The 13264-nt window shown below is 67.7% G+C and carries 13 protein-coding genes; 12 read left to right on the top strand and 1 reads right to left on the bottom strand.

From position 1 onward, the window contains the following. The first annotated feature begins 37 nt into the window (after positions 1-37). The 9 genes from HDC34_RS17755 (at position 38) to pstB (ending at position 10368) form a co-directional block, all read left to right on the top strand. On the top strand, positions 38-754 hold the full coding sequence (locus HDC34_RS17755) for a winged helix family transcriptional regulator (RefSeq protein ID WP_257023090.1): 717 nt from the start codon (positions 38-40) through the stop codon (positions 752-754). Between the two features lie 8 nt (positions 755-762). Further along, positions 763-1641: a mycothiol synthase gene (gene mshD, locus HDC34_RS06665; RefSeq protein ID WP_179556315.1), complete on the top strand. Its 879-nt coding sequence runs from the start codon at positions 763-765 to the stop codon at positions 1639-1641. A 108-nt stretch (positions 1642-1749) separates the two neighbouring features. Continuing rightward, positions 1750-3879, top strand: coding sequence for an RNA degradosome polyphosphate kinase (locus HDC34_RS06660; protein ID WP_104312493.1), 2130 nt, complete (start codon positions 1750-1752; stop codon positions 3877-3879). Between the two features lie 4 nt (positions 3880-3883). Next, positions 3884-4843, top strand: coding sequence for an NUDIX hydrolase (locus HDC34_RS06655; RefSeq protein WP_104312494.1), 960 nt, complete (start codon positions 3884-3886; stop codon positions 4841-4843). Between the two features lie 147 nt (positions 4844-4990). Next, complete coding sequence (locus tag HDC34_RS06650; protein WP_179556314.1) at positions 4991-6073, top strand: phosphate ABC transporter substrate-binding protein PstS; 1083 nt, start codon at positions 4991-4993, stop codon at positions 6071-6073. 147 nt (positions 6074-6220) lie between these two features. Further along, entirely contained in the window at positions 6221-7315 is a 1095-nt protein-coding gene (locus HDC34_RS06645; protein ID WP_179556313.1) for a phosphate ABC transporter substrate-binding protein PstS, read from the top strand. 124 nt (positions 7316-7439) lie between these two features. Beyond that, a complete protein-coding gene (gene pstC / locus HDC34_RS06640) occupies positions 7440-8429 on the top strand; it encodes a phosphate ABC transporter permease subunit PstC (protein ID WP_179556312.1) in 990 nt (329 codons plus the stop codon). After that, positions 8429-9541: a phosphate ABC transporter permease PstA gene (pstA, locus tag HDC34_RS06635; RefSeq protein ID WP_104312498.1), complete on the top strand. Its 1113-nt coding sequence runs from the start codon at positions 8429-8431 to the stop codon at positions 9539-9541. The genes pstC and pstA overlap by 1 nt, the downstream gene beginning before the upstream one ends. Positions 9542-9588: 47 nt before the next feature. Beyond that, positions 9589-10368: a phosphate ABC transporter ATP-binding protein PstB gene (gene pstB / locus HDC34_RS06630; RefSeq protein WP_104241957.1), complete on the top strand. Its 780-nt coding sequence runs from the start codon at positions 9589-9591 to the stop codon at positions 10366-10368. A 729-nt stretch (positions 10369-11097) separates the two neighbouring features. On the opposite strand, the gene HDC34_RS06625 is transcribed toward pstB, so the two are convergent. Further along, a complete protein-coding gene (locus HDC34_RS06625; protein ID WP_104312499.1) occupies positions 11098-11727 on the bottom strand; it encodes a DNA-directed RNA polymerase subunit beta in 630 nt (209 codons plus the stop codon). 102 nt (positions 11728-11829) lie between these two features. On the opposite strand from HDC34_RS06625, the gene HDC34_RS06620 reads away from it, so the two are divergent. From HDC34_RS06620 to HDC34_RS06610, 3 genes are all read left to right on the top strand, one after another. Continuing rightward, the gene (locus HDC34_RS06620) at positions 11830-12537 is read left to right on the top strand and encodes a hypothetical protein (RefSeq protein ID WP_179556311.1); all 708 of its coding nucleotides are present in this window, start codon (positions 11830-11832) and stop codon (positions 12535-12537) included. Then, positions 12534-12935, top strand: a complete 402-nt coding sequence (locus tag HDC34_RS06615) for a GntR family transcriptional regulator (protein ID WP_104312501.1) — start codon at positions 12534-12536, stop codon at positions 12933-12935. Before HDC34_RS06620 ends, HDC34_RS06615 begins: the two co-directional genes overlap by 4 nt. A gap of 90 nt (positions 12936-13025) precedes the next feature. Further along, positions 13026-13229: a CsbD family protein gene (locus tag HDC34_RS06610; protein ID WP_104312502.1), complete on the top strand. Its 204-nt coding sequence runs from the start codon at positions 13026-13028 to the stop codon at positions 13227-13229. Positions 13230-13264 lie beyond the last annotated feature (35 nt).

The following is a 13264-nucleotide window of genomic DNA, read 5'->3' as shown; positions in this document are numbered from 1 at the left end:
AGCCAGCGAGTCCGACCAAACATCGAGGAGGCCACATTTGGCAGACGTCCTCTTGTTCAGCGCCGGCGGCGTCGAGCACGCTCTCCCTTCCCTCACTCTGCTGGCGCACCGCGTCCGGGTGCTCCCTCCGACCGCATCCGCCCTCGCGTCGGCCCCCCAAGCCGATGCCAACATCATCGACGGCACCAGCGACCTCCCCAGTGCGAAGCGACTGTGCGGGGTGCTCAACACGATCGAGTCGTCGGTTCCGGTGCTCCTCGCCATCACGGAGGGAGGCCTCCCGGCCATCTCCTCCGACTGGGGCATCGGCGACGTCATCCTGCGCACTGCAGGACCGGCGGAGGTGGATGCGCGCATCCGTCTGCTGCGCCCACAGGCCGCTGTGGAGGAGCCGAGCGGCACGATCGCCATCGGCCCCCTGACGATCGACGAGCACAGCTACACCGCCAGGTACCGCGGACGCACCCTCGACCTCACCTTCAAGGAGTTCGAGCTGCTGCGCTACCTTGCCTCGCATCCCGACCACGTGTTCACGCGCGAACGGCTGCTGAGCGAGGTGTGGGGGTACGACTACTTCGGCGGCACACGCACGGTCGACGTGCACGTGCGGCGTCTCCGCGCGAAGCTCGGCGACCAGGAGAGCGTCATCGGCACGGTCCGCAATGTCGGCTACCGCCTGCTGCGCGGGGGCGAGGCTTCCCGCGACGAGCTTTCGGCCACGGGCCACGCAGACGAAGCGACCGCCAAGGCCTAGGAGCCGAGATGCCCGAAACGTCCGAGATCTCCACCGCGGCATCTGCCGACGTTCGCGGCGAGGAGATCCGCGCCATCACCGACGCCGCGCGCTCGGCGGACGGCGTCTCGCCCTTCAACGAGGACACGATGCTGTCGCTCGACGCTCGGAGGCTCGCCGCCATCGACGACTCGGGTCAGCTCGTCGCCGTGGCGCTCACGAGAGACCTCGGCGACGGAACGATCGAGGGCGAGCTGGTCGTGCATCCAGAGCATCGCCGAGCGGGCCTCGGCGCACGGCTCTACGACGCTGTCTCCTCAGCCGCTGATGCTGCCCCGGTTCTGTGGGCTCACGGGAACCTGGCGGGCGCATCGGCACTCGCCTCGAGCCGGAGCCTCGAGGCCGTGCGAACGCTCCTCAAGCTCGGGCGGCCGATCACGGAGGCCGATGCCGGCGGGTCCCCTCCCCCCGACGGCCTCACGATCGCACCCTTCACGGAAGCGGACGCCGACGACTTCCTGGCGCTGAACGCCGTCGTGTTCCGCAGCCACCCGGAGCAGGGGGCGCTCGACGCGGCAGGCCTCGACGCGCGACGGTCGACCGACTGGTTCGACGCCGACGACTTCCTGCTCCTGCGCGACGGCGACGGCGCTCTCCTCGGCTACAACTGGCTCAAGCGAGAAGGCGATGAGGTCGAGATCTACGTCGTCGGCATCGCACCGGAGGCAGCGGGCCGCGGGCTCGGCCGCGCCCTCATGCAGGCCGGCCTGCAGCGGATGCACGCGACCGGCGCCAGGGAGACCTCGCTGTACGTGGAGGGCGACAACACGGCAGCACTCGCGCTCTACCGGTCCCTCGGCTACGAGCAGCTCTCGATCGACGTGCAGTACCGACACACCCGTTCATGATCCGTTTGAATGGGTCTGCTGAGCTTCACCCCCACAGGATCATCTCGATCCTGCGGGACAGGCGCATCGAGGCACCGTTCTTCTCCGCACACCTGCAAGGATGACCGCATGACAATCGAACTCCGCGCCCCCGAGGCCGGTGCAGACTCGCCGGACATGCCGCGAAGCCGCTTCGTCGACCGCGAGCTCAGCTGGCTCGCCTTCAACCAGCGTGTGCTCGAGCTCGGCGAGGACCCCTCGACGCCGCTCCTCGAGCGGGCGAACTTCCTCGCGATCTTCTCCTCGAACCTCGACGAGTTCTTCATGGTGCGCGTCGCCGGCCTCAAGCGCCGTATCGCGACCGGCCTCGCCGTCCCGACCCCCGCTGGCGTCCCGCCGCAGGTGGCCCTCGACACCATCCGCTCCAAGGCCTACGAGCTGCAGAAGCGGCACGCGGCGATCTTCAACGACAGCGTGCGCCCAGAGCTCGCCGACCAGGGCATCCACATCGTCAGCTGGGACGAGCTCTCCGATGCCGAGCGCGTCGAGCTCGGCGACCTCTTCGACGAGCAGATCTTCCCCGTGCTGATGCCGCTCGCCGTCGACCCGGTGCACCCGTTCCCCTACATCTCGGGCCTCTCCCTCAACATCTCCGTGCGCGTCTACAACCCGCGCAGTGAGAAGGAGGAGTTCGCCCGCCTCAAGGTGCCGCCCGTGCTTCCGCGGTTCTACCCGCTGCAGTCCGACCACGGCAAGGCTCGCTTCATCCTGCTCGAAGACCTCATCGCCCAGCACCTGGGCCACGTCTTCCCCGGCATGAAGATCCTCGATCACCACGCGTTCCGCCTCACGCGCAACGAGGACATGACGATCGAGGAGGACGAGACCGAGAACCTCCTGCAGGCCCTCGAGAAGGAGCTCCTGCGGCGACGCTTCGGCCCGCCCATCCGCCTCGAGGTGTCCAACGACATGGACGACGTGACGCTCGAACTGCTCATGACCGAGCTCGACATCACCCACAACGAGGTCTACGTGCTCCCGGGGCCACTCGACCTCGGCGGCCTCTTCGCGCTCGGCGCCATCAACCGGCCCGACCTCAAGTACCCGACGCACGTGCCCGTGACAGCGGCAGCGTTCCGCACGTCCGAGAGCGACGAGAAGCCCGACATGTTCGGTGCGATCGCCCGCCGCGACGTGCTCGTCCAGCACCCGTACGAGGCGTTCTCGACGAGCGTGCAGGCCTTCCTCGAGGTGGCCGCCGCCGACCCGAACGTGCTCGCCATCAAGCAGACGCTCTACCGCACCTCAGGCGATAGCCCCATCGTGAACGCCCTCATCAAGGCGGCAGAATCCGGCAAGCAGGTGCTGGTCCTCGTCGAGATCAAGGCGCGCTTCGACGAGCAGAACAACATCGTCTGGGCGCGCAAGCTCGAGAAGGCCGGCGTGCACGTCGTCTACGGAACCGTTGGGCTCAAGACCCACTGCAAGCTCCTCCAGGTCATCCGCAAGGAAGACAACGAGCTCAAGATGTACAACCACATCGGCACGGGCAACTACAACCCGAAGACGAGCCGCATCTACGAGGACCTCGGCCTCTTCACCTGCAACGAGAAGATCTCCCGCGACATCACGCGCCTCTTCAACCAGCTCTCCGGCTACGCCATCGAGCGCAAGTTCACGCGACTCCTCGTCGCCCCCATGCACCTGCGCCCCGGACTGCTCAACCTCATCGACAAGGAGCGCAAGAACGCGCTCGACGGCAAGCCGAGCCGCATCCGCATCAAGGTCAACTCCATGGTCGACGAGGAGATCATCGACGCCCTCTACCGCGCGAGCCAGGCGGGCGTGCCCGTCGACATCTGGGTCCGCGGCATCTGCGGCCTCCGCCCGGGAGTCCCCGGCCTCAGCGAGACCATCCGCGTGCGCTCGGTCGTCGGACGCTACCTCGAGCACTCCCGCATCTTCTGCTTCGCGAACGACGGCGACGAACGCGTCTTCATCGGATCGGCCGACATGATGCACCGAAACCTCGACCGCCGCATCGAAGCACTCGTGCGCATCATCGACGAGCACCACGCCGCCGACATCGCGGCGATGTTCGACCTCGCGATGGACGACACGACCGCGACCTGGCACCTCGGCTCGGACGCCGAGTGGGTCCGCCACGCCAGGGACGAGAACGGGCAGCGACTCACCGACCTCCACGACGAGATGATGCGTCGCATCAGCAAGCGTCGCAGGCCCACCACGCTGGCCTGACCGGATGACGATCGACTCCCCTGCCGCCTCGCGCACCGTCTACGCGGCAGGCGCTGTGCTGTGGCATGAAGACATCGCGGACGACAAGCTCAAGGTGCTGGTCATCCATCGTGGGCGCCACGGCGACTACTCGCTGCCCAAGGGCAAGGTGGACCCCGGCGAGACGCTGCCGGAGACCGCCGCGCGCGAGGTCGAGGAGGAGACCGGATACGAGGCGAAGCTCGGCGCGCCGCTCGGGTACATCGAGTACGTCATGCCGAACGGCCGACCGAAAGAGGTGCACTACTGGACGGCCGAGGTCGATGAGGCATCCTTCGAGGCGCACGTCTTCGAGCCGAACGACGAGGTCGACGCCATCGAGTGGGTCTCCCTCAAGAAGGCCAAGAAGCTCCTCAGCTACGACAGGGACCGCGAGCTGCTCGAGGTCTTCGCCGACCGGTACCGCCGTGGCCTGCACCGGACCTTCGCGATCCTCGTGCTGCGCCACGCGACGGCCGTGCCCCCGCAGTCGTGGCCTGGCGACGACGACTCCCGGCCGATAACCGCCCGCGGTCTCGAGCAGGCGGAGACGGTCGTGCCCATCCTCCGGGCCTTCGGACCGGAGGCCGTCATCACCTCGAACGCCGTCCGCTGCCGCTCGACGGTCGCTCCCATCAGCTCGCTCCTCGGGCTGACGCCGCAGGTCGAGCGCAGCATCGCTCAGGGCTCGTACACGCGAGACGAGGAGGAGCTCGACGAGGTCGTCCGGAAGCTCATCGCCAAGCGCCGCAGCACCGTGATCTGCAGTCACTCACCGGTCATGCCCGCCATCGTCCGCTCCATCGCGCTGTACACCGCGACGCGCCCGAGCTCGCTCGCGCGGCACGCCATGCTCTCGACCGGTGAGTGCTCCGTCATCCACGTGCCCGTCAATCACCCGAGGGCGGGCGTCGTCGCCGCCGAGACGCACGGTCCGATCACCTGACCCCCGCCGTCGGATCCGCCCGTTCGGGTGCCGGTCCGTTCACCCGCGCGTCACGTCCCGTCCACTTCTCGTCCATACTGATTCAGGCCCGTAGTCGGTCCCCGTGGGTCCTGGGATCGCCTGACACCTGATGGCAGAAGGAACTCGATGCACCACTCCCGAGCACTCGCCGCCCTGGCGCTCCTCGCAACCACCGTTCTGGCGACGAGCGGATGCGCGCTCAACGAGATCTCGGTCAGCAAGGACCCCCGCTCGCAGCACCTGTCCGGCGTGCTGAGCGCGTCGGGCGCCTCCTCGCAGGGCGTCGCGCAGACGGCGTGGATCGCAGGCTTCTACCCCATCGAGCCCGACGTTCGAGTGAACTACGCGGGTGGCGGCTCCGGTGCCGGCCGTTCGGACTTCCAGAACGGCACCTCCGCCTTCATCGGCTCCGACCGCGCCTTCGACCTCGAGGAGATCGAGGAGGGCCCGTTCCGGACGTGCGCAGACGGCAGCGACCTCGTTGAGATCCCCGCCTACATCTCCCCCATCGCCGTGGCGTTCGCGCTCGACGGCGTCGACGAGCTGCGCCTCGACGCGGCGACGATCGCCGGAATCTTCGCCGGAGACATCGACTCGTGGGATGCGCCGGAGATCGCGGCCCTGAACCCGGACGCCGCCTTGCCGTCGCTGGCCATCACCCCCGTGCACCGCTCGGACAAGTCCGGGACGACCGGCAACTTCACCGCCTACCTCGACGAGGCGGCAGGCGACGCCTGGAGCTACGGCGAAGTCGACGAGTGGCCGGTCGAGAGCGGCGAGGCGGCCCAGGAGAGCGCCGGCATGCAGCAGGCACTCCGCGCCAACGGCACGATCGGGTACATGGATGCGTCCGCGGCCGACGGCCTCACGACCGCCTCCGTCGAGACGGGCGGCGAGTACGTGCCCTTCTCCCCCGAAGCCGCCGCGGCCGTCGTCGACAACTCGACGATCGAAGCAGGTCGCGCCGCGACCGACCTCGCCTTCGAGCTCAACCGCACGACGCCGGGCGTCTACCCGATCGTGCTCGTCTCCTACCTCATCGGCTGCGCCGAGTACGCGGACGCCGACGAGGGCACCAACGCGAAGGCCTACTTCAGCTACGTCGTGAGCGAGGAGGGGCAGGCGGCATCGGCAGAAGCTGCCGGATCCGCGCCCATCTCCGCCACCCTCCGGGCGCAGATCGAGCCCGTCCTGGAGCAGATGAAGTAGCGGATGCGGGTGAAATCTGCGCGCATTCCCAGCCCGTTCACCCCCCGTTCACTTTCCCCGCCCCGTCTCGTCACCCTTCGCGCATAGCGTCACCGACGGATCGCAACTGATCCAACGGAATGTCACCTGTCCCCGAAGGGAAACTCCATGAAGTTCACGCGAGTAGGCGCATCGGTCGCCATGGCCGCAATCGCCGCACTCACGCTTGCGGCTTGCGCTGGCAACGAGACTCCCGCAGCAGCACCGGGATCCGGAGACGGCGCAGACGCACTCACGGGCACCCTCGCCGCGTCGGGCGCATCGTCGCAGGGCACCGCCCAGACCTCGTGGATCGCTGGCTTCCAGGCTGTCCAGCCCGGCATCCAGATCAACTACGCGGGTGGCGGCTCCGGCGCCGGCCGCACCGACTTCACGAACGGCACGTCGGCCTTCATCGGCTCCGACCGCGCGTTCAAGATGGAAGAGATCGAGGCAGGCGGCTTCGGCAACTGCGTCGACGGCACCGACCTCGTCGAGATCCCCGCCTACATCTCCCCCATCGCCGTCGCGTTCAACGTCGAGGGCGTCGACACGCTCAACCTCGACCCCGCGACCCTCGCCAAGATCTTCAAGGGCGAGATCACCAACTGGAACGCCCCCGAGATCGCGGCGCTCAACGCGGGCGTCACGTTCCCCGACCTCGCCATCACGCCGGTCCACCGCTCCGACACCTCGGGCACGACGGGCAACTTCACGTCCTACCTCGTCGAGGCAGCCCCCGACGTGTGGACCTTCGAGGACAGCGACGACTGGCCCATCGAAGGCGGCGAAGGCGCGCAGGAGACCCCCGGCGTCCAGCAGGCGCTGACCTCCGGCAACGGCACCATCGGCTACCTCGACGCATCCGCAGCCGGCGACCTCAGCACGGCAGCCATCCAGACGGGCTCCGAGTTCGTCGAGCTCTCCCCCGAGGCGGCAGCCGCCGTCGTCGACAACTCCACGCTCGAGGAAGGCCGCGCAGCGACCGACCTCTCGTTCGAGCTCGACCGCTCGGCCGAAGGCGTCTACCCGATCGTCCTCGTCTCGTACCTCATCGGCTGCGCCGAGTACACGGACCCGGCCGTCGGAGCCAACGTCAAGGCGTACTTCGACTACGTCATCAGCCCCGAGGCGCAGGATGCGGCGGCCGAGAACGCGGGCTCCGCGCCCATCTCGGACGACCTCCGCACCCAGGCACAGGCAGCAGTCGACGCCATCAAGTAGTCCGCGCGGACTGAAGTTCCGTTTCAGCCCGGTGCCGTGCTGTGAAAGCATGGCACCGGGCGATTCGGCTCTCTTCAGCTCCTCGCCCCGCTCCACCCAAATGACTTAGGGAAACCCTCAGCAGATGACTGCAGAACTCGCCCCAGATGCGGGCACATCGGTGAAGGCCAAGTCGCGTCCTGGCGACCGCGTCTTCAGCTTCCTCTCGACGTTCTCCGGATCGCTCATCCTCGCGATCCTCGCCGCCGTGTTCTTCTTCCTGCTCTTCCAGGGACTCCCGGCCTTCTTCCCCGACGCGGCCGAGAACAGCCACTTCGTCGCCGGCGCGAGCAACCTCGCCGAGCCGGAGGCCGAAGGCAACTTCTTCTGGTACGTGCTGCCGCTCATCTTCGGAACGCTCTGGGCTTCGCTGCTCGCGCTGCTCATGGCAGTCCCCGTCGCCATCGGCGTCGCGCTCTTCATCACGCACTACGCGTCGCGCAAGCTCGCCGCCCCCCTCGGCTACGTCATCGACCTGCTCGCCGCAGTTCCCTCGGTCGTCTTCGGCCTCTGGGGTGCAACGGTGCTCGGACCCTTCGTGCAGCCGTTCTACGTCTGGCTCAACGAGAACCTCTCCTGGCTGCCGTTCTTCCAGGGGCAGGTCTCGGCAACGGGCCGCACCATCCTGACGGCCGCCATCGTGCTCGCCGTCATGGTGCTCCCCATCGTCACCGCCCTCACCCGCGAAGTCTTCCTCCAGACGCCGCGGCTCCACGAAGAGGCATCGCTCGCCCTCGGCGCAACGCGCTGGGAGATGGTCAAGATGGCCGTCCTGCCCTTCGCACGCGGCGGGATGGTCTCCTCCGTCATGCTCGGCCTCGGCCGCGCCCTCGGCGAGACGATGGCCGTCGCCATGGTCCTCTCCGCGACCGGCGTGATCACCTTCCAGCTGACGTCGAACACCAACCCGTCGACGATCGCCGCCAACATCGCCCTCTCCTTCCCGGAAGCGTCGAACCTCGACATCAACGTGCTCATCGCATCCGGTCTCGTGCTCTTCGCCATCACCCTCCTCGTGAACTCCCTCGCACGATGGATCGTGAGCCGCCGCAAGGAATTCTCAGGAGCCAACTGATGACCTCAACACTGCAGAAACCAACCCAGAACCAGTCGGCTCCCGAGATGATCAACCCGCTCACGCACGGACGCCTCCCAAAGTGGGGCCCGTACGCGATCCTCGTCGGCGGCTTCGCGCTCTCCGCAGTGATCACCCTGCTCCTCGCGGCAGGCGGCGGCGAGTTCAACTGGACCGGCTTCGCCGTCCTCGGCGCGATCTTCTACATCGCCGGCCAGTGGATCATCGCCCGCATCATCGAGGGCCCCCGCCAGGCCACGAACCGCTTCGTCACCTCGCTCGTCACCGCCGCGTTCGTGCTCGCCCTCGTGCCGCTGCTCTCCCTGCTCTTCACCCTCGTCGCGAACGGCCTCGCCCGCTTCGACATGACCTTCTTCACCTCCTCGATGGTCGGCGTCGTGACGGAAGGCGGCGGTGGCATCCACGCCATCGTCGGAACCCTCCTCATCACCCTCGTCGCGACCCTCATCTCGGTGCCGATCGGACTCTTCACCTCGATCTACCTCGTCGAGTACGGCAAGGGCCGCCTCTCCAAGGCCATCAACTTCTTCGTGGATGTCATGACGGGTGTCCCCTCGATCGTCGCGGGTCTGTTCGCCTACACGATGATCATGCTCATCCTGCAGACGCTCGGCATCCCGCTCACCAACGTGCGGACGGGACTCGCGGGCTCCATCGCCCTCACCGTGCTCATGATCCCGACCGTCGTGCGCTCCTCGGAGGAGATGATCCGCCTCGTCCCGAACGAGCTCCGCGAAGCCTCCTACGCGCTCGGCGTGCCGAAGTGGCTCACGATCTCCAAGGTCGTGCTCCCCACCGCGCTCGCCGGCATCACGACTGGCGTCATGCTCGCCATCTCCCGCGTCATCGGCGAGAGCGCGCCGCTGCTCATCGCCGCCGGCTTCAACATCTACATGAACTACAACATGACGCAGGGAGCCATGATGAGCCTCCCCGTCTTCGTCTACCGCTCCTACACGCAGCAGGTCGGAGCCGGGGCCGAGAACATGCTCAACCTCGCCTGGACAGGCGCACTTGTCCTCCTCATCATCGTCATGCTGCTCAACCTCGTCGCACGCATGATCACCAAGCTCTTCGCCCCCAAGGGCTAACCGGTCAGACTGACCAGGCCGACCAGCCAGGAAGTTAGGGAAACACAGTGTCCAAGCGCATCGAAGTCAACGACCTCAACGTCTACTACGACAAGTTCAAGGCCGTCGAAGACGTCTCCATGGTGATCGAGCCCCGCAGCGTCACCGCCTTCATCGGCCCATCCGGCTGCGGCAAGTCGACGTTCCTCCGCACGCTCAACCGCATGCACGAGGTCATCCCGAAGGCATGGGTCGACGGCGAGGTCCTCATCGACGGCAACAACCTCTACGGCCCCGGCGTCGACCCCGTCCTCGTGCGCCGTCAGGTCGGCATGGTCTTCCAGCGCCCGAACCCGTTCCCGACGATGTCGATCCGTGAGAACGTGCTCGCCGGCGTGAAGCTCAACAACACGAAGATCTCCAAGAGCGACGCCGACGCCCTCGTCGAGAAGTCGCTGCAGGGTGCCAACCTGTGGAAGGAGGTCAAGGACCGCCTCGACCTCCCCGGCTCCGGCCTCTCCGGCGGACAGCAGCAGCGTCTCTGCATCGCCCGCGCCATCGCCGTCTCCCCCGACGTGCTGCTCATGGACGAGCCCTGCTCTGCCCTCGACCCCATTTCGACGCTCGCGATCGAGGACCTCATCGAGGACCTCAAGACCGAGTACACGATCGTCATCGTGACCCACAACATGCAGCAGGCGTCGCGCGTCTCTGACAAGACGGCGTTCTTCAACATCGCCGGAACCGGGATGCCGGGCAAGCTCATCGAGTACGACACGACGAAGACGATCTTCGAGAACCCGTCCGTCCAGGCGACGGAGGACTACGTGTCGGGCCGCTTCGGCTAGACCGCACTCCCCGCATCATGACGAAGGCCCCGGCGATCTCGCCGGGGCCTTCGTCGCGCGCTGCGTCGGCCCCGTCGTCGCGCGCTGGGCCACTCATCGATCTCCCCGACTCGAGATGGGTTCCACGCATGCAGATGGGTTGCAACGCATCCCGAAGCGCGAAACCCATCTCGAAACGACGGATGGACCGCGCGGCCGTCGAGGCGGCGACGCGGCCGTCGAGGCGAGGCGGCGAGGCGGCGACGCGGAGACGCGGAGACGCGGAGACGCGGCGACGCGGCGACGCACCGACTCGGGATGGGATTCTCACTTCGTGCTGGAGAACTTCCCGCAACGATGCGAGGTTTCCATCCCGAGACGACGGATGCGGCGCGCGACTGCAGGGAAGAGAAAAGCCAGGCCGCAGGAACGCCTCTCGGCGGAAGGCCGCTCGCAGCGGCGAATATTGGAGCCCGGGGTTACTGCGGCCCGGCGACGTCGAGTTTACCGAACCTCGGGCGCTCCGGAAGCCGGATCGGCTCTCCGCGAACACATCCGACGTCGTATTGCACTCGGCTCGTCGCAGAGGCTCGCTCGAACGCCCGCTCGGCCCGCGACTTGCCCCAAAGGGGGGTCACGGAGCTGCTTTGGCAGCCCTCTGGGCGAAGTCGCGGGCGAAGCGGCCGGCAGCGGGTGTGCAAGCGAAGCGGAGGGCAGCGAGTGCGCGGGCGGGATGCGGCGCGCCGCGGCTCAGTCGAGGGTATCGAGGCGCCACATGCCGGCGGAGGCGTGCAGGTCGTCGCCCATCTCGAGGTAGCGGACGGCACGACGCGTCGATTGCCTGGCTCGAGCGGGCGCTGGCCCTTCCTCGTCTTTCGCGAGACTCGTCGCGCCCTGTGACATGACGCGGCAGAACGCGGCGGCTCGCTCGAGCGCGAGCGCGAAGTCTCCGGAGAAGGCGCCGTGCAGGATGACGTCCGCGAGGGCGACGACCTCTTCTGGGCCGGTCGGCGTGGCGGCTCCTGCGACGACGGAGCTGATCGAGCGGTCGACCTCGTAGCCGCGGCGGAAGAGGTAGCTCGTCTCCGCGGGGTTCGCGCGCACGGCCTGCCGCAGCAGGTAGAGACGCCACAGTGCGCCAGGCAGCGACCGCGAGCTGGCGCCGGCCCAGAGCTCGGCGATCTCATCGATGCCGTGCTCGTCGGCGTAGGCGACGAGACGCGCGACGACGGCCTGGTCGCCCTCTCCGCGCGCCCGCTGCAGCAGTGCCCTCGCCGTATCGTGGGCGACGCGGCTCACCGCCGCGGGGTCATCGGCGCCGATGAGCGCTTCGAACGCCTGCGATGGCACGCGCACGGGCCTGTGGTGTCGTTCCGTCATGCTGCCCCTCTCGCCGCCTGAGACCGTTCGGCCTCGTGAGGGGCCGCATCCAGTCTGCGCGTTCGGAGCCACGATTGCGAACCTGCCTCGTAGGCTGGGGGCATGGCTACTGCGCAGGACGACGATTCGCTGGTCGAGGACACGGCGGCGATGTCGTCGTACCCGGCCTACCGCCCCAAGCAGATCGCGTTCGGCGTCCTGGCGGCCCTGCTGCTCGTGGTGATGTTCTTCCCCTGGTGGAACTCCGAGATCCCCCTCAACCGCATCGCCCCGACCCTGAACGGCTGGCAGCTGTTCCTGGCGGGCACCGGCCTCAGCCAGATGGACGAGGCGCTCGGCTACAACTGGTTCGGCACCTTCCTGTTCGGGCTCGTCCCGACCATTCCCCTGCTCGGCCTCGTCGTGGTGCTGATCCTGCGGATCTCCGGTGTCGCGGTGATCTCGGCCAAGATCCTCCAGGTCTACGCCGCCCTCGCGACGCTCGGCATCCTGTTCCTGTTCGTCTTCGCGACGTTGCGTGTGGATGCGGCGAACGGCCAGTACCCGATCGCCTACGGAGCGTGGCTGGCGCTGGTGCCGAGTATCGCGACGCTGGTGCTCGCGACGCTGTGGTGGCGGCGTGAGAAGCTCCACTACCCGACTCGCAAGTGGCTCGGTTTCGGCCCGCAGCGTGCGAAGGAGCACGACGAGGCCGTGAGTGCCGCGATGTTCGATGACCTCGTCGAGCCGGATGACGACGAGGAGATCTCGCTCGGCTCGGAGACTGCGATCGACGAGAACACGAGCCCAGGCAAGCGACCTCGCGCATGAGCACAGGTGACTTCTTCGAGCACCTCGCGATCGGGGGTGACTCGTCGAAGGCGCCGGGCAGGCAGCTTCGTGATGCGATCATCCTCGCCGTCGAGCGCGGTGACCTCCAACCCGGCGAGCGGCTGCCCCCTGTGCGCTCCCTCGCCGAGACCCTCGGTGTTGCACCGGGCACCGTCGCGAAGTGCTACACGGCCCTCGAGGAACAGGGCGTCGTCGAGGGCCGTGGGCGCGCCGGCACCTTCGTGACGGCGAACAGCCGGAACGGGGATGTGCGGCTCACGGCAGCGGCGCGGGCGTTTGCCGTCGAGGCACGCGAGCTGGGGGTGGGCGACGACGAGGCCGTTGCTGCCGTCTTCGAGGCGCTGTCCGGGCAGACCGAACGCCACCAGGGGGCTTGAGGCGCCCGCGGGACCGCACCCCGATCCGTGGAGCGTCCGGGTCATGCGTCGCCACAGGCGGCGCTCAAGTTGGCCTGAGAGCATCCCCTCATGGGAATTGACGATCGAATTGAGAACAAGTCAGAAGACCTCGGCGGACGCGCGAAGGAAGCCGCTGGAGCGGTCTCCGGCAATGAGGAGCTGAAGGCCGAAGGCCGGTCCGACCAGGCGAAGGCCGGGTTCAAGGACAAGGTCGAGGACGTCAAGGACGGCGCCAAGGAGGGCCTCGACAACCTCAAGCGCAAGATCGACTAGGCACAGCGCCGCAGTCAGCAGCACGCAGGATCAGG

The organism is Pseudoclavibacter sp. JAI123 (assembly GCF_013409665.1).
Lineage (GTDB): Bacteria > Actinomycetota > Actinomycetes > Actinomycetales > Microbacteriaceae > Pseudoclavibacter.
The sequence above is the reverse complement of the archived record's forward strand: the minus strand, read 5'-3'. Positions and strand labels throughout refer to the sequence as shown.